Origin of the sequence: Catellatospora sp. KI3 (assembly GCF_029948125.1) — a bacterium.
Taxonomy (GTDB): Bacteria; Actinomycetota; Actinomycetes; order Mycobacteriales; family Micromonosporaceae; genus Catellatospora.
On record NZ_JASAMB010000017.1, the window covers coordinates 88,584 to 109,415 of the forward strand.

The 20,832-nt window shown below is 71.7% G+C and carries 21 protein-coding genes and 1 tRNA gene; 14 read left to right on the forward strand and 8 right to left on the reverse strand.

Features of this window, described 5'->3' with window-relative positions; genetic code table 11:
• Window positions 1–68 precede the first annotated feature (68 nt).
• From QEZ54_RS24865 to QEZ54_RS24875, 3 genes are all read left to right on the forward strand, one after another.
• Window positions 69–1,094, forward strand: a complete 1,026-nt coding sequence (locus QEZ54_RS24865) for a C40 family peptidase (protein ID WP_281307120.1) — start codon at window positions 69–71, stop codon at window positions 1,092–1,094.
• Window positions 1,095–1,226: 132 nt separating this feature from the next.
• Window positions 1,227–2,036 (forward strand): LamG-like jellyroll fold domain-containing protein, encoded by an 810-nt coding sequence (locus QEZ54_RS24870; RefSeq protein ID WP_281307121.1) that lies wholly within the window; start codon window positions 1,227–1,229, stop codon window positions 2,034–2,036.
• A gap of 75 nt (window positions 2,037–2,111) precedes the next feature.
• Window positions 2,112–3,116, forward strand: a complete 1,005-nt coding sequence (locus tag QEZ54_RS24875; RefSeq protein WP_281307122.1) for a C40 family peptidase — start codon at window positions 2,112–2,114, stop codon at window positions 3,114–3,116.
• An 81-nt stretch (window positions 3,117–3,197) separates the two neighbouring features.
• Here QEZ54_RS24875 and QEZ54_RS24880 read toward each other — a convergent pair whose 3' ends face one another.
• Window positions 3,198–3,905: an NUDIX domain-containing protein gene (locus QEZ54_RS24880; protein WP_281307123.1), complete on the reverse strand. Its 708-nt coding sequence runs from the start codon at window positions 3,903–3,905 to the stop codon at window positions 3,198–3,200.
• A gap of 91 nt (window positions 3,906–3,996) precedes the next feature.
• On the opposite strand from QEZ54_RS24880, the gene QEZ54_RS24885 reads away from it, so the two are divergent.
• From QEZ54_RS24885 to QEZ54_RS24905, 5 genes are all read left to right on the forward strand, one after another.
• Window positions 3,997–5,034, forward strand: coding sequence for an SPFH domain-containing protein (locus QEZ54_RS24885; protein ID WP_281307124.1), 1,038 nt, complete (start codon window positions 3,997–3,999; stop codon window positions 5,032–5,034).
• A complete protein-coding gene (locus tag QEZ54_RS24890; protein ID WP_281307125.1) occupies window positions 5,031–5,981 on the forward strand; it encodes a hypothetical protein in 951 nt (316 codons plus the stop codon). The genes QEZ54_RS24885 and QEZ54_RS24890 overlap by 4 nt, the downstream gene beginning before the upstream one ends.
• A gap of 52 nt (window positions 5,982–6,033) precedes the next feature.
• Window positions 6,034–6,663 (forward strand): TetR/AcrR family transcriptional regulator, encoded by a 630-nt coding sequence (locus QEZ54_RS24895; RefSeq protein ID WP_281307126.1) that lies wholly within the window; start codon window positions 6,034–6,036, stop codon window positions 6,661–6,663.
• Window positions 6,664–6,675: 12 nt separating this feature from the next.
• On the forward strand, window positions 6,676–7,113 hold the full coding sequence (locus tag QEZ54_RS24900; protein WP_281307127.1) for a thioesterase family protein: 438 nt from the start codon (window positions 6,676–6,678) through the stop codon (window positions 7,111–7,113).
• A 224-nt stretch (window positions 7,114–7,337) separates the two neighbouring features.
• On the forward strand, window positions 7,338–8,360 hold the full coding sequence (locus QEZ54_RS24905; protein WP_281307128.1) for a DUF3592 domain-containing protein: 1,023 nt from the start codon (window positions 7,338–7,340) through the stop codon (window positions 8,358–8,360).
• A 3-nt stretch (window positions 8,361–8,363) separates the two neighbouring features.
• Here the strand turns inward: QEZ54_RS24905 and QEZ54_RS24910 are convergent, their stop codons facing one another.
• The 3 genes from QEZ54_RS24910 to QEZ54_RS24920 all read right to left on the reverse strand — a co-directional run bounded on the left by QEZ54_RS24910 (window position 8,364) and on the right by QEZ54_RS24920 (window position 9,773).
• Window positions 8,364–8,960 carry an alpha/beta hydrolase gene (locus tag QEZ54_RS24910; RefSeq protein ID WP_281307129.1) on the reverse strand — a complete coding sequence of 199 codons (597 nt, stop codon included), beginning with the start codon at window positions 8,958–8,960 and terminating at the stop codon, window positions 8,364–8,366.
• Window positions 8,961–9,114: 154 nt separating this feature from the next.
• Window positions 9,115–9,188, reverse strand: a tRNA-Gly gene (locus QEZ54_RS24915).
• Between the two features lie 72 nt (window positions 9,189–9,260).
• Entirely contained in the window at window positions 9,261–9,773 is a 513-nt protein-coding gene (locus QEZ54_RS24920; RefSeq protein ID WP_281307130.1) for a pyridoxamine 5'-phosphate oxidase, read from the reverse strand.
• Between the two features lie 322 nt (window positions 9,774–10,095).
• On the opposite strand from QEZ54_RS24920, the gene dcd reads away from it, so the two are divergent.
• Together dcd and QEZ54_RS24930 are read left to right on the forward strand one after the other, a co-directional pair.
• On the forward strand, window positions 10,096–10,689 hold the full coding sequence (dcd, locus tag QEZ54_RS24925) for a dCTP deaminase (RefSeq protein ID WP_281307131.1): 594 nt from the start codon (window positions 10,096–10,098) through the stop codon (window positions 10,687–10,689).
• A 172-nt stretch (window positions 10,690–10,861) separates the two neighbouring features.
• Window positions 10,862–11,983, forward strand: a complete 1,122-nt coding sequence (locus QEZ54_RS24930) for a PP2C family protein-serine/threonine phosphatase (protein ID WP_281307132.1) — start codon at window positions 10,862–10,864, stop codon at window positions 11,981–11,983.
• Window positions 11,984–11,986: 3 nt separating this feature from the next.
• Here the strand turns inward: QEZ54_RS24930 and QEZ54_RS24935 are convergent, their stop codons facing one another.
• Window positions 11,987–12,127 carry a hypothetical protein gene (locus QEZ54_RS24935; RefSeq protein WP_281307133.1) on the reverse strand — a complete coding sequence of 47 codons (141 nt, stop codon included), beginning with the start codon at window positions 12,125–12,127 and terminating at the stop codon, window positions 11,987–11,989.
• A 260-nt stretch (window positions 12,128–12,387) separates the two neighbouring features.
• On the opposite strand from QEZ54_RS24935, the gene QEZ54_RS24940 reads away from it, so the two are divergent.
• Complete coding sequence (locus QEZ54_RS24940) at window positions 12,388–14,226, forward strand: acyl-CoA dehydrogenase (RefSeq protein WP_281307134.1); 1,839 nt, start codon at window positions 12,388–12,390, stop codon at window positions 14,224–14,226.
• Window positions 14,227–14,361: 135 nt separating this feature from the next.
• Entirely contained in the window at window positions 14,362–14,880 is a 519-nt protein-coding gene (locus QEZ54_RS24945; RefSeq protein ID WP_281307135.1) for a histidine phosphatase family protein, read from the forward strand.
• A gap of 129 nt (window positions 14,881–15,009) precedes the next feature.
• On the opposite strand, the gene QEZ54_RS24950 is transcribed toward QEZ54_RS24945, so the two are convergent.
• Window positions 15,010–15,693 (reverse strand): hemolysin III family protein, encoded by a 684-nt coding sequence (locus tag QEZ54_RS24950; protein WP_281307136.1) that lies wholly within the window; start codon window positions 15,691–15,693, stop codon window positions 15,010–15,012.
• 103 nt (window positions 15,694–15,796) lie between these two features.
• On the opposite strand from QEZ54_RS24950, the gene QEZ54_RS24955 reads away from it, so the two are divergent.
• Both QEZ54_RS24955 and QEZ54_RS24960 read left to right on the forward strand, forming a co-directional pair.
• Window positions 15,797–16,603, forward strand: a complete 807-nt coding sequence (locus QEZ54_RS24955) for a pentapeptide repeat-containing protein (protein WP_281307137.1) — start codon at window positions 15,797–15,799, stop codon at window positions 16,601–16,603.
• A gap of 40 nt (window positions 16,604–16,643) precedes the next feature.
• Window positions 16,644–17,378 (forward strand): 5-oxoprolinase subunit PxpA, encoded by a 735-nt coding sequence (locus QEZ54_RS24960; protein ID WP_281307138.1) that lies wholly within the window; start codon window positions 16,644–16,646, stop codon window positions 17,376–17,378.
• A gap of 156 nt (window positions 17,379–17,534) precedes the next feature.
• Here QEZ54_RS24960 and QEZ54_RS24965 read toward each other — a convergent pair whose 3' ends face one another.
• Both QEZ54_RS24965 and QEZ54_RS24970 read right to left on the reverse strand, forming a co-directional pair.
• A complete protein-coding gene (locus QEZ54_RS24965) occupies window positions 17,535–19,355 on the reverse strand; it encodes an NHL domain-containing thioredoxin family protein (RefSeq protein WP_281307139.1) in 1,821 nt (606 codons plus the stop codon).
• A gap of 120 nt (window positions 19,356–19,475) precedes the next feature.
• Window positions 19,476–20,756, reverse strand: a complete 1,281-nt coding sequence (locus tag QEZ54_RS24970; RefSeq protein ID WP_281307140.1) for an MFS transporter — start codon at window positions 20,754–20,756, stop codon at window positions 19,476–19,478.
• Window positions 20,757–20,832 lie beyond the last annotated feature (76 nt).

Here is a 20,832-nt window from a genome sequence, read left to right on the forward strand (position 1 = left end):
CCCCGTGGCGGTCACCGCGGCCGGGTCTCCTCAACCCACCGGCTGCGGTCGGCGGCAAAGGAGATCCGGTGTCCCCCCTCCGTACCGCGCGCAGACGTCCGCGGCTGCTCCATATCGCGGCGGCGATGGTCGTGAGCCTGCTCGCCGGCCTGCTCCCGGCGGTGCCCGCGCACGCCGAGCCGACGCTGGCCGAGATCGAGGCGGAGATCGCCGCGAAGTGGAACCAGCTCGAGCCGATCATCGAGAGCTACAACAAGGCGCACGGCGAGCTGCTCAAGACGAAGAAGAAGGCCGCCGCGATCGACGCCAAGCTGCAGCCGCTGCGGCTCACCGTCGAGGTGACCAAGACCCGGGTCGGCGCCATCGCCGCCGAGTACTACATGGGCGGGCGCAACCAGGAGATCAACGCGCTGCTGTCCACCGGCTCGCCGAAGCAGTTCGCCGAGCAGCTGTCGATCCTGGAGTACCTGGCGCACTCGAAGCAGGAGCAGATCGCCTCGACCATCGAGGCGAAGGCCGAGTACGACAAGCAGAAGACGCAGCTCGACGCGCTCATCGCGGAGCAGGTCAAGAAGGACGCCGAGGTCGGGGCGCGCAAGAAGATCATCGAAGCCGAGGTGGCCCGGCTGCAGGCGCTGCGCCTCAAGGCGTACGGCAGCGGCGCGCCCGGCGGCAGCTACAAGATCGGCTCGCTCTGCCCGGCCACCGCGATCGGCGGCAACGGCCAGAAGGTCGCCGTCGCCGCGTGCAAGCAGATCGGCAAGAGCTACGTCTACGGCTCGCCCGAGGAGCTGTCCAAGGCCCCGCAGCCGCACTACGACTGCTCCGGCCTGACCCAGTGGGCCTGGTACCAGGTCGGGGTCAGACTCAGCCACTTCACCGGCGACCAGCGGCACGAAGGCAAGCAGGTCAGCACCCCGCAGACCGGCGACCTGGTCTTCTTCTTCCCGAACGACGGCTGGCACCACGTCGGCATCTACGTCGGCAAGGTGAACGGGCGCGGCGTCATGGTGCACGCGCCGCACACCGGCGACGTGGTGCGCATGGCGTACATCGACACGATGCCGATCGCGGGCTTCTTCCGGCCGAGCTGACGCCTATCCGACGATTCACACCGACCGCCGGGCCACTGTGGCCCGGCGGTCGTCGTCTGCGCCCGTGCGGGCAGGTGCACGCCCCGCTCGGCCGGTGTCTGGGCGTCGCGGCCCTGTGGTAGACCTGTCCGGGTGCGGCAGATCAAGTGGTGGCAGGTCGTCCTCGTGCTCGTGCTGGTCGGGGCCGGGGGTGCGCTCGCGTTCGTGCTGATCCGGTTCGGCGACGAGCCGCAGGCCACCCCGGTGCCGACCGGCGCGCCGAGCCGCTCGACCGGACCGGTCGCCTCGCCGCAGCCGAGCACCGGCACCGGCACGGGCCTGCGGCTCGACTTCGACGGCGGCCTGGACCGCAGCGGCGCGGGCCTCACCCTGACGAAGAAGGCGCAGCAGGGCGGTGAGCTGACGTTCGTCGCCCATGACGCGGGCCTGGCGGTGCGCTTCCCGGAGAGCTGCCACGAGGCGGCCGAGGACAGCTGCCCGCGGGCGATCCTGGAGGTGGCCGACAGCACCGGGTTCAACCCGGGGTTGCGGCCGCTGCACTGGGGCGCGGCGCTGCTGATGGCGCCCGGCGAGACCAGCAAGGGCGCCAACGTGGTCCAGAAGGGCTACTCGATGCAGGGCACCCAGTTCAAGCTCCAGGTCGACGGGTACGAGGGCAAGCCCAGCTGCGTCATCTCCGGCCCGGTCGAGGGCCAGAACCGCATCTTCGTGGCCGTGGCCGCCAAGGGTGTCGCCGACGGCGGCTGGCACCGGGTCGAGTGCGCCCGCGCCGGCGCCAAGCTGACCGTCCTCGTCGACGGCGTCGCGTCGGGCGAGGCCGAGCTGCCCGCGGACCTGGCCATCGACAACGAGGCGCCGGTGCGGATCGGCGGCAAGGGCGCGGCGACCAACAACGACCAATTCCACGGCATGATCGACGACGTTTTCATCGACATCCGGTAGGCCCCCGCACACGAAGAGCCATCGAACGCGGCCGAAGTTGCGAAACGGTAACGGCCATGCCTAACGTGGATCCTCGTGTGTAGCCATAACAGGCCCCAGCCGGGGCTCACCAGTGGACCACGGACCCCCCGCCTCCTCGCGGCGCTGGCGGTAGCCACCGCGGCGCTGCTGCTCACCCCCGCCATGGCGCACGCCGCGCCGTCCCCGGCGGAGGTCGAGAAGCAGATCGACGAGCAGTGGAACAAGCTCGAGCCGATCGTCGAGGAGCACAACGCCACGAAGGCCAAGCTCGCCAAGCAGCGGGACAAGGCCCGGGCGCTGGACGCGCAGCTCGCTCCGCTGAAGCTGCAGGCGGAAGTGACCCGGGCCCGGATCGGCACCTTCGCCGACCATCTCTACCGCGGCGGCCAGCTGGCACAGTTCAGCCTGTTCCTGTCCCGCGGCGACGGTCGCGAGACGGCCCGGCGGCTGAACATGGTCGGCCAGATGGCGCGGGAGAAGCAGGCCCGCATCGCCGACGTGCTCGTCGCCAAAGCGGAGCTGGACAAGGTCAAGGAGCCGCTGGACGCGCTGGTCGCGCAGCTCAGCAAGGAAGAGGCCGAGCAGGCGGGCCGGGCGAGGAAGATCGAGTCCGAGATCGCCAAGCTGAACAGGCTGCGGATGCAGGCGTACGCCAGCGGCAGCGGGCTGGGTGATCTGCGGCCCGCGGCGTGCCCGGCGTCGTACCCGGGCGGAGCCGCGGCGAAGGCCGCGCAGTTCGCCTGCCGCCAGATCGGCAAGGACTACGTCTGGGGTTCGGCCGGCCCGAACACCTTCGACTGCTCCGGCCTGGTGATGGCGGCCTGGAACAGCGTCGGCGTGGGCCTGCCGCACAACGCGAAGGCGCAGCGCTCGAAGGTCGCCTCGGTCAGCAGGGCGAACCTGCGCCCCGGTGACCTGGTCTTCTACTACAGCGACCTGCACCACGTCGGCATGTACGTCGGCGGCGGCTGGATCGTCCACGCCTCCCGCCCCGGCAAACCCATCGCCATGCGCAAAATGGACGACGGCAACATCCACAGCTTCGGCCGCCCGGCCTAGGCACCCCCGGTGCGGTTTCGGGGAAAGTGCACGAATCTTGGGTTCGTATGCAGCACTTTCCCCGAAACCGCACCCGCCCGCTCAGGGGGCCGGACGCAGCATCGGCGGGTGGAGGAGCTGGGCGGCGCCGCGGCGGAAGAGCTGGGCGGGGCGGCCGCGTTCGGCGGCGACTGAGCGCCCCACGGGCTCCACGAAGCCGGGCGTGCCGGTCACCTTGCGGTGGAAGTTGCGCGGGTCCAGCCGGGCGCCCCAGACGGCCTCGTACACCTCGCGCAGTTCGGTGATGGTGAACTCGGGCGGGCAGAACGCCGTCGCCAGCGCGGTGTACTCCAGTTTCGCCCGCGCCCGTTCGACCCCGTCGGCCAGGATGCGGGCGTGGTCGAAGGCGAGCTCGCCGACGGCGGGCAGGGCGACCCAGTCGGCGCCCGCGGCGTCGCCGCCCGCGACCGGGGCGGGCAGGTCCGGCACCAGCGCCAGGTACGCCACCGTCACGACCCGCCCGCGCGGGTCCCGGCCGGGCGCGCCGTAGCTCGCCAGCTGCTCCAGGTGGCCCAGCGGCGCGGTGAGCCCGGTCTCCTCGACCAGTTCGCGCCGCGCCGCGGCGTCCAGGTCCTCGGCGCCCCGCACGAAGCCGCCCGGCAGCGCCCACGCCCCGAGGTACGGCTCCAGCCCGCGCCGGATCAGCAGCACCTGCAGCGCGCCCTCGCGCACGGTCAGCACGACCAGGTCCGCCGTCACGGCGAACACGGGGTAGCCGGTCGCCGGACCGGCCTCGGGGACCACCGCCATGAATTATCACCACCTTGACGAGAATGTAGCACGAGTCTTATCGTCATCATGACGAAAAAGGGACCTGGGTTCATTCCGAAGGAGACTCACCATGGCCGACGTGTCGAGACGGTTCTTCCTGCGGCACCTGCGCAGCACTCCCACCAGCTGGGTACGCCACAGCGTGCGCGGCCGCGCCAAGCGCGAGGGCGTGGGGCTGGCGTTCTGGTACCGGCCGCTGACCGCGGTCCTCAGCGAGGTGCCGATCGACGACCGCGAGCTGCCGCTGCTGTTCCACGCGCGCACCAGCGACTTCACCGACGTCACCGTGCAGGCCACGGTGACCTACCGGGTGGCGGAGCCGGCGGTCGCCGTCACCCGGCTGGACTTCTCGATCGACCCCAACCAGGGCAAGAGCGTGGGCCGGCCGCTGGAGCAGATCGCGACGCTGCTGGCCGAGCTGGCCCAGCAGCCCGCCCTGGACCTGCTCACCCGCCTGCCGCTGGCCGAGGCGCTGACCGAGGTGGCCTCGGTCCGCGAGGCGGTGTCGGTCGCGCTGGGCAGCGAGCCGCGCCTGGCCGACCTCGGCGTGCAGGTGGTCAGCGCCCGCGTGGTCGCCATCCGGCCGGAGCCGGAGCTGGAGCGGGCGCTGCAGACGCCGACCCGCGAAGCGGTGCAGGTCGAGGCGGACCGGGCCACCTTCGCCCGCCGGGCGCAGGCGGTCGAGCAGGAGCGCGGCATCGCGGAGAACGAGCTGAAGAACAAGATCGAGCTGGCGCGCCGGGAGCAGCAGCTGGTGGAGCAGCACGGTGCCAACGCGCGCCGCAAGGCCGAACTGGACGCCGCGGCGCAGCTCGCCGACGCGCAGGGCCGGGCCGAGCGCGACCGGCTGCTCAGCGCGGCCGAGGCGGAGAAGGAGCGCACGCTGGCCGAGGCCAGGGCGGCGGGCGTACGGGCGCTCGGCGTCGCCCAGGGCGAGGCGGAGGCGGCGAAGCTGGCCGCGTACCGGGACCTGCCCGCCGAGGTGCTGCAGAGCCTGGCGCTGCGCGAGTTCGCCGGGCAGCTGCCGGAGATCGGGCAGCTCACCGTCACCCCGGATGTCATCACCGGCCTGCTGGCCCGTTTCGGCGCGGGCGGCGGCGACCGATGAGCGCGACGCTGGCTCCCCGGGCGGTCGTGGTGTCCCGCCGCAGCGAGCTCGACGAGCTGCTGGGACGCCACGGCACCCGGGCCGCCGCGGAGTACTTCCTCAAGCAGCGCGGCAGGCTGATCGCCGAGGTGGAGGAGCGGCACGCGGCGCAGCAGGCGGCGCTGGCCGCGGTCAGCGCCGGCCTGCCCCCCGACTGGCGCCGCGGCCAGGTCGACCGCGACGACCTGGCCCGGTTCCTGTTCGGCCCCGAGGACGTCGTGATCACGGTGGGCCAGGACGGCCTGGTCGCGAACGTGGCCAAGTACCTCGACGGGCAGCCGGTGGTCGGGGTCAACCCGGAGCCCGCGCGGTTCCCCGGGGTGCTGGCCCGCTTCTCCGCCGAGCAGGCCGCCGTCCTGCTGCGCGACGTCCCGGACGGCCGGGTTGAGGTGCGGCGGCGGGCCATGGTGGTGGCGACCCTCGACGACGGGCAGCAGCTCGCCGGGTTGAACGAGGTCTACGTCGGGCACCAGTCGCACCAGTCGTCGCGGTACCTGGTGACCACGCCGGAGGGCGGGCGCGAGCGGCACTCGTCCTCCGGGGTGCTGGTCGGCACCGGCACCGGGGCCACCGGCTGGTGCGCCTCGGTCGCGCTGGAGCGCGGCATGAACGAGACCCTGCCCGGCCCGGAGGCCGGCGAGCTCTGCTGGTTCGTCCGGGAGGCCTGGCCGTCCCAGGCCACGGGGGTACGGTTCACGGCCGGCCGGATCGCCCCCGGGCAGCACCTGTCGCTGACCAGCGAGAGCGAGCGCCTGGTGGTCTTCGCCGACGGCGTCGAGTCCGACCACCTGGTGCTCACCTGGGGGCAGCGCGTCGACATCGGCCCCTCCCCGCGCCACCTCCACCTGGTGACCGGGCACCCCTCGATTTCCCGGAAACCGTCGCGTTCCGGCCGCCGGGGCGGGTGAGTTCGCTCACCGGTAAGCGAACGACCGTTCGGTCGTTTTGTATGGTGGCCAGGTGACCGAGGTAGACGGACGCCTGGCCCGCGGTGAGCGCACCCGCACCGCGGTGCTGGACACCGCCGTGGCGCTGGCCAGCGAGGCGGGCCTGGACGGGCTCTCGCTCGGCCAGCTCGCCGAACGGCTGCACGTCAGCAAGTCCGGCCTGTTCGCGCACTGGGCCTCCAAGGAGGAGCTGCAGCTCGCTGCGATCGAGCACGCCCGCGAGCAGTGGCGCCGCCTGATCGTGCTGCCCGCGCTGGAGCAGCCCCGCGGCGTACGCCGCCTGTTCGCCCTGCACGAGGCCCGGCTCGCCTTCTACACCGCGCGTACCCTGCCCGGAGGCTGCTTCTTCGCCAACGCCGAGTTCGAGTTCACCGGCCGCGCGGGTGCCATACCCGACCGGCTCGTCGTGATCCTGGGCGAGTGGATCGAGCTGCTGGAGCGGCTCGTCGCCGAAGCCGTCGAACTGGGTGAGCTGCCACCCGCCACGGACGTCCGCCGCCTCGCCTTCGAGGTCGACGCGGCCGGCGTCGCCGCCCTGCTGCACTCCCGGCTGCTCACCCGCAGCTGCGACGACGCGCGGATGGCCGTGCTCGGCCGGCTGCGCGAACTGACCCCCGACCCCGACCTGCTACCCGCAAGCTGAGAGGCCCTGGATATGACCACCGCACTGCTCGACACGTCCACGGGCACCATCCGCACCGCGATGATCCACATCGACGACCTGGACATCGTCGGCATCATGCACAACGCCCGGTACGCGCTGGTGCTGGAGCGCGCGATGTCGGAGTTCTGGGGCGAGCACGGCTACGGCTTCCGTGACGGCAGGCCGAGCAGCCCCGACCTGATCGCGGCCGTACGCGAGTTCACCATCACCTACCACGCGCCGATCCGCGGCACCGGCCCCGTCAGCGTGCAGTTCTGGCTGGACAGCATGGGGGAGACCAGCGCCGTCTACGGCTTCCGCTTCCTGTCCGAGGACGGCGCCACCGTGTACGCCGACGGCCGCCGCGTCATGGTCAAGATGGACGCCAAGGGCCGCCCCGCCCCCTGGTCCCCCGAGGCCCGCACCATCGCCGCCGCCCTTCTCCGCTGACGGCGGTGCCGCCGCGCCGCGCACTCCGCCCGCTCGGTGGCTGCAGTTTCAGGGAAACTGTCCCTTCACGACGCCGGATTGCCGCACTTTCCCTGAAACTGCAGCCTCGTCCGAAGCGTCCGCGCGGCGGGCACCCCGGCTGAGCTGCTGGTTCGCTGAGGTTGCCGTCGATCGCTAGGGTGGGCGCCACGACCAGGCAGCCCAGTGGGGACGGGGAGGTTCGCGTGGCCGATTCGGCGTCGTACGGCATGGGGTGGAGCCGCCGGGCGACCGGCCTGGGGCTGGCGCTGGCGCTGCTGTTCGGGCTGGCCGCGCTGGTGTCCTACCTGACCGGCCGGGCCGAGGTCGAACACCTGGTCGACGAGGGCGTGCCGGCGCGCGCCACCGTGTTCTCGGTACGCGACGGCAAGATCGACACCTTTGTCGTCCAGTACGACTACCAGGGCCGCACCTACACCGCCGAGCTCACCGGCCCCATCGGCACGACCCTGTCGGTCGGCGAGCACCCGACGGTCTACCTGGATCCCGCCGATCCGGACCTGGTGGTCACCGCCGACGGGCTCGCCAGCCGCCCCGGGCACTGGCTGCCGCCGGTGCTGGCACTGGTCGCCGCGGTCACCGCGTTCGTCGCGATCAGCGGGCGCGTCAGCACCCTGCGCCGCCGCCGCTGGACCGAGGCGCGCCTGGACGACCTGCCGTCGACCCCCCTCAAGGGCCGCCGCCGACGCGGCGTCGTCCGCCGCCAGGACACCATCGCCTGGATCATGATCGGTATCGTCACGGCAGCGCTGCCGTTTGCGATCCTCACCAACCCGCCCGGAACCGCACTGATCATCGTCGGCGTGCATGTCCCGGTCGCCGTCGCGTTCTACCTGCTCGGACCGGCTGGCAAGATCGTCATCACGCCCCGGCGGCTCAGCCTGCACACCGCCTTCACCGTCCGCCACGTGCCCCGGCACCTGGTCGGCGGCGTCGACCTGGCCGACGACGACCACATCCGGGTCGCCGTCGCCGGACAGCGCCACCTGACCATGCCGATGGGCGCCGGGGCCGTGTGGCGCCACGCGCTCAACCGGCGGCCGGCCCAGCTGCGCGCGGCGGCACACGTACGGGCGCTGCTGGACGTCGTCCGCGCCGAGCGAACCGTCGGCGAGGTACGCACGCTGCCCCGGGTCTGCACGATCGCGCTCGGGCTCGTCTCCGGCGCCGGGTTCGCGGCCGTGGCCGCCACCGTGCTGAGCAGCTGAGGCTCAGCGGCTCAGGAACCGCGTCAACGCGTCACGCCACTGCTGCGGGCTGTCCAGGTGCACGTCGTGGCCCGCACCCTCGACCTCGACCGCGGTGAGCCTCGGATGCTCGGCCATCCGGGCGAACTCGTCGGCGGCCATGAAACCGGCCGTGCCGCGTACCAGCAGAATGTCTCTGTCGATCCGGGTGAACTCGGCCCACCGCGGCGCGTGCACACCCGCGACCGTGGCGACCATGACGTCGTGCTCGAACACCGGGCGCCAGCCGTCCGGGTGCTCCCGCAGGCCGCCCGCCCAGGCTGGGCCGACCAGCCCGCCGCCGAGGAACTCGGCCGCCGCCGCCAGGTCCGGGAACGGGACCGGCCAGGAGGCCAACCACCGGTCGATCGAGTCGGCCGTGCCGTCGCCGCCCTGCGGGCCAGCCTCCACCAGCACCAGCCTGGTCACCAGGTCGGGTCGGGCCGCCGCCGTCAGCATCGCGGTATGGCAGCCCAACGACTGCCCGACCACGACCGCCGGGCCGATCCCGGTCAGCGCCGCCACGGTGTCAGCCGCCCTGCCCGCCCCGCCCCCGCCGCCCGCCGAGCGGGCCTGACGCACAGTTTCGGGGAAACTGCGCGAATCTTGGCCCCGATTCCAGCACTTTCCCCGAAACTGCCGGGCGACGACGGGCACGCGACGGGCACGACGGCCGGAGGGATCGCGGGAAAAGAGAAGCCTGGTCAGGACTCACGTCCTACCAGGCTTTTCGTTGTGGAGCGGGTGAAGGGAATCGAACCCTCACTGTCAGCTTGGGAAGCTGATGTTCTGCCATTGAACTACACCCGCGAGCGGTCCCACTGTACCTGACGCCACAGCCGCAACGCACGCAGGTAACTGCCGCAAGTCGGTGCCCGCCGGTCAGGCCGCGAGTAACTGCAGGTAGGGCCGCAGTGCGCGGCGTTCCACGGCCGGTGCGGGTTCGGGGCGCACCGCGCGCCGGTCCCGCCACAGCACCGGCAGCGTGTCCGGCTCGTGCCGGTGCAGCAGCGCGGTCTCGATGGCGAACTCGTACAGCCGCCAGTCGGCGAGCGGGGCGGCCCGGTGCGTGCGGGCGAGGTGGTCCACGGTGACGGGGCTGGTCACGGGGTGGGCGCGCCCGGTGAGGCAGGCTTCGACGTCGCTGTCCTCGGCAGGGTAGGCGTGCAGCGCGTAGCGGCCGTCGCGATCGAGGTCGCGACGCTTGGGGGTGTCGAGGATGAAGCAGTAGAGCCCCTCGTCGGTGACGATCGGGGACACCGGGTGCAGGCGCGGACTGCCGTCCGCGCGGACGGTCGCCAGGTAGCCCGCGCCGGGCCCGTACTGGTGCAGCAGGGCGCGGATCGACGAGGCCAGCCACGGTGTGGCGGCGGCGAACTCGGACCAGGTAGCCATGCCCGGGACTTTATCGAACAAATGTTCGACTGCGCCATCGAGACACGCCTGCCGTCCCCCATCGGGTGATTTGTGGGGATAGTCGGATGCGGAGATCGCGACTTCGTGGCGCAACGTCAACTCCAACATGGGGGTACGACCACAAGCGGTGATCTTGGCACCCGGGCCGACGCACATCTTGGCCCCGGACCCCGTGTTCGGGGTCCGGGGCCGTGCCCGGGGGTCGGACAGTGATCGGATACCCCGCCCCACACGGGCCTAAACCACCCGGCTGACCTGCTGAATGGCGGCGATAAGGGCAGCTGGCACTAGGCTGGCGGTCGTGCTGCTTTCGGACCGCGATCTGGTTGCGGAGATCAAGTCGGGCCAACTCCAGCTCGATCCGTTCGAGCCGAGCCTGATCCAGCCGTCGAGCATCGACGTGCGGCTGGACGGCCTGTTCCGGGTCTTCAACAACCACCTGTACACGCACATCGACCCGGCCGAGCGCCAGGACGACCTGACCACGCTGGTCGAGGTGCGCGACGGGGAGCCGTTCGTGCTGCACCCGGGCGAGTTCGTGCTCGCCTCGACGCTGGAGGTCGTGACCCTGGGCAACCAGCTCGCGGCGCGCCTGGAGGGCAAGTCCAGCCTGGGCCGCCTCGGCCTGCTGACCCACTCGACCGCGGGCTTCATCGACCCGGGCTTCTCCGGGCACGTGACGCTGGAGCTGTCGAACGTGGCCACCCTCCCGATCCGGCTCTGGCCGGGCATGAAGATCGGGCAGCTGTGCGTGCTGCGCCTGTCCTCGGAGGCGGAGCACCCGTACGGGTCGAGCGTGAACGGTTCGCGCTACCAGGGGCAGCGCGGCCCGACCGCGTCCCGCTCCTGGCTCAACTGGCGCACCTGGCCGACCGACTCCGGCGCGGCGGAGTAACTCCTTCCGACATTTCGCCACCAATAAGGCTCAATCCACCCGTCATCCCGGCCGCAGTGCTGGTGATGACGGTTTGCCTTACTCGACTATGTCCCTTGGAAAACCTGTCCGACCGGACAGAATGTGATCCACCGAGGGGACAATCTGAGCGTTGGCGCGGAGTTGATCAGGCATGCTGGTTGCCGTACGCATACCAGTTGCCCTGTCGGGCGGACGCCCGTTCAGTCCCGGTTTCCGCGCCGGTCTCGGCGCGGCCTTCGTGCTGCTCATATTGATCTGCGCGGTGGAGCTCGCCGACGGCAGCGCCGCGCGGTACGTGGGCCTGATGGCGACCGTCCCCTTCCTGGCGGCGGTGTTCGCGCCCTGGCAGGCGGTGCTGTTCGCGGGTGGCGTGGCCACCGCGGTGGGCATGGTGTTCGCGTTCTTCAGCGATGTGGACGACGTCCCGTCGTTCATCAACGTCATCGGGGTCGGCCTGGCCACCGGGATCGCCGCCGTGGTGGCGGTGGTGCGGCAGCGGCAGGCCGAGCGCATCGCCGAGCTGGCCAAGCTCGCGACCATCGCGCAGCAGGCGGTGCTGCGTACGCTCGGCCCGAAGGTCGGCACGCTGGCCGTGGCCGGCCGCTACATCTCCGCCACCGCGGCCGCCGACATCGGCGGCGACCTCTACGAAGCCCTGGACACGCCGTACGGCGTCCGCATGATCATCGGAGATGTGCGCGGGAAGGGCCTGGACGCGGTGCGCACGGCGAGCATCGTGCTCGGCTCGTACCGCCATGTTGCCTTTGAGCGGGCCGACCTGCGCGCGATCGTCGCGGACCTGGACCGGGCCGTGGCCCGCAGCGTCGGCGACGAGGACTTCGTGACCGCGTGCCTGGTCGAGGAGCGCGGTGGCACGCTGACGATCGTCAACTGCGGCCACCCGGCGCCGATCCTGATCCGGCGCGGCGAGGTCATCACCCTGGATCCGCCCGCACCCGCGCCGCCGCTGGGGTTCATGCCGGTGGTGCGCAGCCGGGTGGAGCGGCTGGAGCCGGGGGACCGGCTGCTGATGCTCACCGACGGGCTGGCCGAGGCCCGGCGCGACGGCGAGTTCTTCCCGATCACCGACCGCGCCTGGAAGCTGCTCGGCCACGGCACCGTCGCCGACGGGCTGGCCTCGGTGGAGTCCGCGCTGATGGAGTGGGTGCAGGACCGCCTCGACGACGACATCGCGCTGATCCTGATGGAGTACAGCGGACCGATGCAGGCGCCGGCACCGGTGCCCAGCTGGGAGCTGGGCGCGGCGAACTGAGCGTCAGGCCGCGGTCGAGCGCGAGCGGCGCAGCGAGATCGAGAGCTGGGGCAGCGAGAACGGCTGCGCGGCCATGCGGTGGCGGCCGACGTAGCGCACCGGGTAGCGCGGCTCGAACAGCATCTTCTGCAGCGTCTCGATCATGGTTGACTCCCCTGGTCCGGCGGGCGGGGGCGCCCGCGTCACCCGGATGAACGACCCCGCTCGGTTCCGGTGACGCGGCCCGGCGTGGCGCCTTGCATTTGTCCGTTTTGACACTCTATGTACATCGCCCGCCTGGTCTACCCCGCCGAAGTTCACGCAGATGTGACGTGACAGGCGCACGATTCGGGTTGCCGGTTGTTACCCGCGAGTAATAGAGTCGTCCTTACTGGTCGGTAACGAATGCGCTGAGGGCGGTAAGAATGAGCCACTACCAGAGCAACCTGCGGGATCTTGAGTTCAACCTGTTCGAGGTGTTCAAGACGCCGTTCGGCGAAGGGCCGTTCGCGGAGGTCGACAGCGACACCGCGCGCAGCGTGCTGAGCGAGATCGACCGCATGGCGCGCGTCGACCTGGCCGCCAGCTACGCCGACGCCGACCGTAACCCGCCGGTGTACGACCCGGCCACGTTCACCGTGCAGATGCCGGAGAGCTTCAAGCGCTCGTTCAAGACCTGGATGGACGCGGAGTTCTGGCGCCTGGACATGCCCGGCGACCTCGGCGGCAGCAACGCCCCCCGCACCCTGACCTGGGCCTTCGCCGAGCTGGTGCTCGGTTCGAACGCGCCCGTCTGGATGTTCGGCTCCGGCCCGTCCTTCGCTCACGTGCTGTTCGTCGAGGGCACCGAGGAGCAGAAGGAGTGGGCCAAGCTCTTCGTCGAGAAGAAGTGGGGCTCCACCATGGTGCTGACCGAGCCCGACGCGGGCTCCGACGTCGGCGCCGGCCGGACCAAGGCGGTCAAGCAGGAGGACGGCTCCTGGCACATCGAGGGCGTGAAGCGCTTCATCACCTCGGGTGAGCACGACATGTCCGACAACATCATCCACTACGTGCTGGCGCGGCCGGAGGGCCACGCGGTCGGCACCAAGGGCCTGTCGCTGTTCGTCGTGCCGAAGTTCCACTTCGACGCGCAGACCGGTGAGCTGGGCGAGCGCAACGGCGTCTTCGTCACCAACGTCGAGCACAAGATGGGCATCAAGGTCTCCACCACCTGCGAGACCACCTTCGGCGGGCACGGCGTACCGGCCAAGGGCTGGCTCGTCGGCGAGGTGCACGAGGGCATCCGGCAGATGTTCCTCATCATCGAGAACGCCCGCATGATGGTCGGCACCAAGGCCATCGCCACCCTGTCGACCGGCTACCTGAACGCGCTGTCGTACGCCAAGGAGCGGGTGCAGGGCGCCGACCTGCTGCAGATGGCCGACAAGTCCGCCCCGCGCGTCACCATCACGCACCACCCGGACGTGCGCCGCTCGCTGCTGCTGCAGAAGGCGTACGCCGAGGGCCTGCGCGCGCTGGTCGCCTACACCGCGTACTGGCAGGACCGGGTGAAGCTGGCCGAGTTCGCCGGGGACGAGAAGGCCGCCGGCCGCGCCGCGAAGATCAACGACCTGCTGCTGCCGCTGGTCAAGGGCTGCGGCTCCGAGCGGGCGTTCGAGATCCTGGGCAGCGAGTCGCTGCAGACCTACGGCGGCTCCGGCTTCCTCCAGGACTACCCGCTGGAGCAGTACGTCCGCGACGCGAAGATCGACTCGCTGTACGAGGGCACCACCGCGATCCAGAGCCTCGACCTGGTCTTCCGCAAGATCGTGCGGGACAACGGCCGCTCGCTGATGGCCGTCGCCGGCGAGATCCAGGAGTTCCTGAGCAACGAGACCGGCAACGGCCAGCTCAAGGAGGAGCGCGCCAGCCTGGCCGCCGCGCTCGGCGACGTACAGGCGATGCTCGGCACGTTCACCGGCTGGCTCGCCGAGTCGCAGAGCGACGACCCGCGCTCGCTGTACAAGGTCGGCCTGCACTCCCGCCGCCTGCTGCTCGCCCTCGGCGACCTGGTCGTCGGCTGGCTGCTGCTGCGCCGCGCCGACGTGGCGCTGGCGGCCCTGTCCGCCGAGCCGAACACGGCCGACACCGCGTTCTACAGCGGCGTGGTGGCCACCGCGCGGTTCTTCTCCCGCGAGGTGCTGCCGCGCCTGGGCTCCGACCGCCGCATCGTCGAACTGGCCACGCTCGACCCGATGGACCTGGACGAAGCCGCCTTCTGACCCGCTTCACCCATCCCGCAGAGCGCGGGCGGCGTCCTCCGACGCCGCCCGCGCTTCCCCCGTTCAGGGGCCTGCCGCGCTCGGGTTCGCAGTGGTTGGGATGCGCGCGGCGGCCCGGTGCGGCAAGCTGAGCACATGGCTCCGCTGTCCGGCGCCGCCGAGCGCCCGCGCACCCTGGTGCTTCTGCGCCATGCCAAAGCCGACCGGCCCGTCGGGATCCCCGACACCGACCGGCCGCTGACCGACCGGGGGCACGCCGACGCGGCGGCCGCCGGCGCCTGGCTGGTGAGCCAGGAGTACGTGCCCGACCTGGTCCTCTGCTCCCCGTCCCGGCGCACCCGCCAGACCTGGCACTCCGTCGCCGTGGCGCTGTCCGGGGCGGGCTCGCCCACGGTCCGCTACGAGCGGCCGCTCTACGAAGGGTCGCCCGAGGAGCTGCTCGACGTCGTCCGCGCCACCGGCCCCGAGTGCCGGACCGTCCTGCTGATCGGCCACAACCCGTCGATCTCCCAACTGTCCGCCCAGCTCGACGCGGGCGGGGGCGAGGACTCCGACGGGCTGCGCACCTGCGGGGTGGCCGTACACGTGGTCGACTCCGACTGGGCCGCGTTGACCACCGCGAAACTGGCCGTCGCCCACACCCCTCGCGCCTGACCCGCGCCGCGGTTGGTGCAGTTTCGGGGAAACTGCAGGAAAGGACACCAAGATTCGCGCAGTTTCCCCGAAACTGCTGCGATCTTGGAGCGTGCGCGGGGGGCGCGGGGCGCCCGGAAGGGTGCGGGGTCAGGCGAAGAGGGCGAAGTAGATGGCGATGTGGTGGCAGATCGCCGCGACCAGGGTGCAGGCGTGGAAGAACTCGTGGTGGCCGAAGACCTCCGGCCACGGGTTGGGTCGCCGCAGCGCGTAGAAGACCGCGCCGACGCTGTACGCGGCGCCGCCGACCAGCAGCAGGACCAGGGCGGTGACGCCGCCACGGTGCAGGATGTCGGGCAGCACGGCGACCGCGACCCAGCCCAGCGCCAGGTAGAGCGGGGCGGAGACCCAGCGAGGCGCGTGCGGCCAGATCAGCGACACCGCCGCGCCGCCGACCGCGCCGCCCCAGACCAGGGCCAGCAGCAGCACCGCCTTGTCGTGGTCGAGCAGGAGCACGCAGAACGGGGTGTACGTGCCGGCGATGAAGATGAAGATCATCGCGTGGTCGAGCCGCCGCATCGTCTGGTAGCCGCGCTCGCTCCACACCCGGCGGTGGTAGAGCCCGCTGATGCCGAACAGCCCGCACACGGTCAGGCTGTAGATCGCGACGCTGGTCACCGGCCCGGCGCCGGGCCGGAACGCGGCGATGGCCACCAGGACGACGCCGCAGACCAGGGCGACGAAGAAGGCGTACGCGTGGAGCCAGCCGCGCATGCGGGGCTTGCCGATGTCGACGGGGCGCAGACGGGGGGCGCGTTCGGCGGTGCCGTTCATGGTCTCAGGTTACGACACCGTAGGTTACTAATCAGTAAGTAAGGGCGTGAACTCCATGACACCTAGACTTGACGCGCTGCCGGACCGGACGAAGGGACCCAGGATGGAGCGGGCGGACCTGCGCGCCGACTGCGCGAACTGCTTCGGCCTGTGCTGCGTCGCGCTGCCGTTCGCCGCCTCGTCCGACTTCGCACTGACCAAGGACGCCGGCCAGCCCTGCCCCAACCTGAGCCAGGACTTCCGCTGCGGCATCCACTCGCGGCTGCGCGAGCGCGGCTTCACCGGCTGCACCGTGTACGACTGCTTCGGCGCCGGGCAGAAGACCTCCCAGGTCACCTTCGGCGGGCGGGACTGGCGCGCCGATCCGGCCACCGCCAGCGCCATGTTCGCCGCCTTCCCCGTCCAGCGCCAGCTGCACGAGCTGCTGTGGTACCTCGCCGACGCGCAGACGCCGGCCGTCGGCGAGCCGCTGCGTACCGAACTCGCCCAGGCCTACGCCGAGACCGAGGCGCTGACCGGGCTGGACGCCCCGGCGCTGCGGGCGCTGGACGTCGCAGCCCACCGGGCGAAGGTCAACGTGCTGCTGACCCGGGCCGGGGAACTCGCCCGTGCGGCCGTACGCCCGAAGCCTAAGGACCGCCGCGGCGCGGATCTGATCGGCGCCCGCCTGCGCGACGCGGACCTGCGCGGGGTGAACCTGCGCGGCGCCTACCTCATCGGCGCCGACCTGCGCGGCGCCGACCTGCGCCGGGCCGAGCTGATCGGGGCGGACCTGCGCGGCGCCGACCTGCGCGGCGCCGACCTCAGCGAGGCCGTCTACCTCACCCAGTTCCAGGTCAACGCGGCGCGCGGCGACCGGGCCACCCGGCTCCCCGCCACGCTCGACCGCCCGGCGCACTGGACCGACTGAAACCGCCGCCCCGCCCGGCTAAGCACTATCGTGACCTTCCATGGATCTCAACGCTGATCTCGGGGAAGGCTTCGGCCGCTGGCAGCTCGGCGACGACGAGGCCCTCCTCGACGTCGTGACCAGTGCCAACGTCGCATGCGGCTTCCACGCCGGGGACGCCGAGACGATGCGGCGCAGCTGCGCGCTCGCCGCCCGGCGGGACGTCGCCGTCGGTGCCCAGGTCGGCTACCGCGACCTGGCCGGATTCGGGCGCCGCTTCATCGAGTACGACCTGAACCAGCTGCGGGACGAGCTCATCTACCAGGTCGGCGCGCTGCGGGCGCTGGCCGACGCCGAAGGCGCCCGCGTCCGCTACCTCAAGCCGCACGGCGCGCTGTACCACGCTGTCGCGCACGTCGACGCGATCGTCGAGGCCGCCCAGGCCACCGGCCTGCCGGTGCTGTGCGCCCCGGGCTCGCCGCTGGCCACCGCCGCCGGCGACGCCCTCGTGCCGACATACGCCGAGGGGTTCGCGGATCGGGCATACCGGGCCGACGGGACGCTGCTGCCGCGGGACAAGGCGGGGGCGGTGATCGTGGACCAGGAGGAGGTGGTGGCCCGAGCGCTGCTGATGGTGGTCGACCAGCGGGTGATCGCGCTGGACGGTACCGTGCTGCCGCACGCGGTCGACTCGATCTGCCTGCACGGGGACACGCCGGGGGCGGTGGTGCTGGCCCGCGCCGTCCGCGCGGCGCTGGAGGAGGCGGACGTCCCGCTGACCCCGTTCATCCGCTGACCCGACTCCGGAGCGGTGGCCCCCGCCTCGCCTTGAATCGACGCTGGCCTATCCAGAGGACGCTTTCGGGGAAACCGTGCTCTAGATAGGCCAGCGTCAATGCTAAGCGGGGCGCGAACAGGTGCTAAGCGGGGCGCGAACAGCGCAGAGGTGCGGTCAGTCGGTGTCGAGGCCGCGGAGGATCAGGGGGAGGCGGGTGGTGCCCTCAGCGTCGATCACGATCGGGACGCCCCAGTCCTGCCGGGTGAGGTGGCACGCCGCGTGCTCGGCGTCGGCGTCGCACGTCGCCGCCTGAGCCACGACCTGCAGCACCCCGCGCGACACCGCCGGGTTCAGCACCAGCCGCCGGCTCAGGCCGGTCGTGACGCCGCCGCCGTCGAGCAGCAGCTCGGCCGGGGACGCGGACACCTCCAGCCGGGTCGGGTCACCGAAGCTGTTGTCGAGCTTCTGGCCCGGCGCGGGCGTGAAGATGACGTCCAGGGTCACCTCGCCGGGGGCCAGCAGCGCCGGCGGGCGCTCGACCTTGTGCCGGACGCCGTCGACGTACGCGGTGAGGGTCTGGGCCAGCGCGACCAGCCGGTGCGCGGCCGACTCGACCACGAGCACGTTCCCGTCGGCGGTCGCCACGATGTCGCTCGGTTCGGCCAGGTTCCGCTCGACCGTGGAGACCACGCCGTCGGCATACCGCCGGACCGCCCCGTTGTACGTGTCGGCGATCAGCACGGAGCCGTCCGCCAGCGCGCACACGCCGAGCGGGTGCTGCAGCAGCGCCTCGTCGGCCGAGCCGTCGACGTGGCCGAAGTCGAACAGCCCCTGGCCGACGGCGGTGTGCAGCACGCCGTCCTCGATCCAGCGCAGCGCGCTGGTCTCCGAGTCGGCCAGCCACAGTCTGCGGCCGTCGGGCGAGACGGACAGCCCGGAGGGCTGGGCCAGCCACACGTCGGGCAGCGGGCCGTCGCGCAGGGCCTCGACCGTGGTGCCCGCGTACACCCCGATGGTCCGCTTGACCGGGTCGAACCACCACAGGGTATGGGTGCCCGCCATCGCGACGATGACCTTGCCGTCGTAGTACGCGACGTCCCAGGGTGAGGAGAGGTCCGTGGCGCGGGCGTCGTGGGCGTGGTCGTCCACGCTGGACCGCCGCTGCCGCCCGGTGCCCGCGACCGTGGTCACGCTCCAGTCGGCGAGCTTCACCCCGCGCAGCAGGTGGTTGACCGTGTCGGCGACGACGATGTCGTACCCGACGAGTTCGGCGACGGACTGCGGCAGCGCGCACATGCCCTGCGGCTCGGAGAACGAGGCCCGGTCGGCGGTGCCGTCGGCGCGGCCCCGGCTGCCGGTGCCGATCCGCTGGGTGACCTGCGCCAGGGTCGGGTCGAGCAGGGCCAGGCTGTGCCGGGCGGAGTCGGACACCAGCACCCGGCCGTCGGGCAGCGGCAGCGCCTTGCCCGGGAAGCGGAGCAGGGTGTCGGACGGCGGCGGCGGGACGAACGGGCCGTCGCCCCGGTGCAGCGTGCCCTTGGCCTCGTGCTCGGCGATGAGCTGGTCGAGCAGCCGCACCAGGCCCTCGGCGTGGCCCTCGCCGGCCATCGAGGCGACCACGTAACCCTCGGGGTCGACCACGGCCAGGGTCGGCCAGGCCTTGGCGGCGTAGTGCTGCCAGGTGATCAGCTCGGGGTCGTCGAGGACCGGGTGGTCCACGCCGTAGCGCTCGACGGCGGCGGCGAGGGCCTGCGGGTCGCGCTCGTGCTCGAACTTGGGCGAGTGCACCCCGATGACGACGAGCACGTCAGCGTACTTCTGCTCCAGCGGACGCAGCTCGTCCAGGACGTGCAGGCAATTGATACAGCAAAATGTCCAGAAATCCATCAAGACGATCTTGCCGCGTAGGTCCTTGAGGGTGAGTTCCCGGCCGCCGGTGTTCAGCCAGCCCCGTCCACGCAGTTCAGGTGCGCGTACCCGCGAGATCGTCGCCATGACCGCAAGCCTAGCCAGCCCCCCGCCCGTCCTCTCCCCGCGGGGACCTGGCTGCAGTTTCGGGGAAAGTGCTGGAATGCGCGACCCGATTAGAGCACTTTCCCCGAAACTGCAGTCTCGTCAGGCGGGGGAGAGGACGGGGACGGGGGTGGGGGTGGGGAGGCCGTCCTGGGCGGGGGTGATGAGGGTGCGGAGGGAGTAGGCGACGGCGGAGGCGGCCAGGCAGCCGGTCGCGACCAGAATGATCCACAGCCCGCCCAGCCCAGCCGCCAGCAGCGGTCCGGCGCTGACCGGGGCGATGACGGCCGAGACACCCCACACCATCGACGACAGCGCGTTGTAGCGCCCGCGCAGTTCGTCGCTGGCCAGCTCGTTGACCAGGGCCGGGTTGATCGGTGACAGGAGCGTCTCGCCGAGGGCGAAGATGCCGCCGAACGCGATCACACCGACGGCGCTGACGACGGTGCTGCGGCCGTCGACGTACCCGGCGATGCCGAGGACCAGCCAGGCGGTGGCGAACAGGGCGCCGACGGTCATCAGCGCCCGGGTCCGGCTGCGGCCCTGCAGCAGCCGGATGACCAGCAGCTGGGCCACCACGATCACGATGGTGTTGGCGGTGAACGAGTAGCCGACGATCTGCGTACTGGCCCCGGCGACCTTGGTCGCGAAGCCGGTGAAGCCCACCTCCAGCTGCGCGTATCCGGAGACCGTCAGCAGCACGCTGAACAGCATCAGGCGGCGGAACGGGCGGTGCCGCAGCACTTCGGCGTACCCCCGGCGCTCCTTGGGCCCCGTGGCCGCGCGTTCGGTCGCGACCAGGCGCCGCCCGACCTTGGGCATGGTCAGCAGGATCAGGAACGGGCCCGCGTAGCAGAGCATGTCGGCGACGTAGATGAACTGGAACGTGCCCGGCCGGGTCACGTCCACGACCGTGCCGGCCACCGCCGAGCCGATGCCGATGCCCAGGTTGAGCAGCGCGAACTGCAGCCCGAAGACCCGCTGGCGCTCCTGGTCGCCGGTCAGCGTGGTCATGATCGTGTTCTGTCCGGCCCAGATGGCGGCGCCGCCGAGGCCGCACACCGTAAGCGAGGCGAATGCCTGCCAGACGGTGCCGACCAGGGCCAGCGAACCGGAGCCGAGGGAGGACAGGGCCAGCGCGGGCAGCACCACGCGGCGGGCGCCGTACCGGTCGATCAGGGTGCCGCCCAGCGGCGCCAGCAGCAGGGTGAGCAGTCCGAACCAGCCGATGGCAAGGCCGGCGGTGGCGCCGGGCAGGTGCCGTACCTCGGTCAGGTAGATGTAGAGGAACGGCAGCGTCAGCCCTCGGCCGAGCGAGGAGAAGAGGGTGCCGACGAGCTGGCGCCGGGCCTCCGGGCGGGCTGGCAGGGCATCGCGCAACATGGGGCCAGTCTGGTCGCCCGGTGTGACGTTGCGCGACCGATAAAAACGGCCCAGTGGTCAGGATCACTGGGCCGTT

What these genes read in the sequence shown, in the direction of transcription:
- QEZ54_RS24880 (WP_281307123.1), bottom strand. Translation starts at nt 3,905, where the DNA reads ATGGCGGTGGTCCCCGAGGCCGGTCCGGCGACCGGCTACCCCGTGTTC.
- QEZ54_RS24885 (WP_281307124.1), top strand. Translation starts at nt 3,997, where the DNA reads ATGGCCGACGTGTCGAGACGGTTCTTCCTGCGGCACCTGCGCAGCACT.
- QEZ54_RS24890 (WP_281307125.1), top strand. Translation starts at nt 5,031, where the DNA reads ATGAGCGCGACGCTGGCTCCCCGGGCGGTCGTGGTGTCCCGCCGCAGC.
- QEZ54_RS24900 (WP_281307127.1), top strand. Translation starts at nt 6,676, where the DNA reads ATGACCACCGCACTGCTCGACACGTCCACGGGCACCATCCGCACCGCG.
- QEZ54_RS24920 (WP_281307130.1), bottom strand. Translation starts at nt 9,773, where the DNA reads ATGGCTACCTGGTCCGAGTTCGCCGCCGCCACACCGTGGCTGGCCTCG.
- QEZ54_RS24930 (WP_281307132.1), top strand. Translation starts at nt 10,862, where the DNA reads ATGCTGGTTGCCGTACGCATACCAGTTGCCCTGTCGGGCGGACGCCCG.
- QEZ54_RS24935 (WP_281307133.1), bottom strand. Translation starts at nt 12,127, where the DNA reads ATGATCGAGACGCTGCAGAAGATGCTGTTCGAGCCGCGCTACCCGGTG.
- QEZ54_RS24940 (WP_281307134.1), top strand. Translation starts at nt 12,388, where the DNA reads ATGAGCCACTACCAGAGCAACCTGCGGGATCTTGAGTTCAACCTGTTC.
- QEZ54_RS24945 (WP_281307135.1), top strand. Translation starts at nt 14,362, where the DNA reads ATGGCTCCGCTGTCCGGCGCCGCCGAGCGCCCGCGCACCCTGGTGCTT.
- QEZ54_RS24950 (WP_281307136.1), bottom strand. Translation starts at nt 15,693, where the DNA reads ATGAACGGCACCGCCGAACGCGCCCCCCGTCTGCGCCCCGTCGACATC.
- QEZ54_RS24955 (WP_281307137.1), top strand. Translation starts at nt 15,797, where the DNA reads ATGGAGCGGGCGGACCTGCGCGCCGACTGCGCGAACTGCTTCGGCCTG.
- QEZ54_RS24960 (WP_281307138.1), top strand. Translation starts at nt 16,644, where the DNA reads ATGGATCTCAACGCTGATCTCGGGGAAGGCTTCGGCCGCTGGCAGCTC.
- QEZ54_RS24965 (WP_281307139.1), bottom strand. Translation starts at nt 19,355, where the DNA reads ATGGCGACGATCTCGCGGGTACGCGCACCTGAACTGCGTGGACGGGGC.
- QEZ54_RS24970 (WP_281307140.1), bottom strand. Translation starts at nt 20,756, where the DNA reads ATGTTGCGCGATGCCCTGCCAGCCCGCCCGGAGGCCCGGCGCCAGCTC.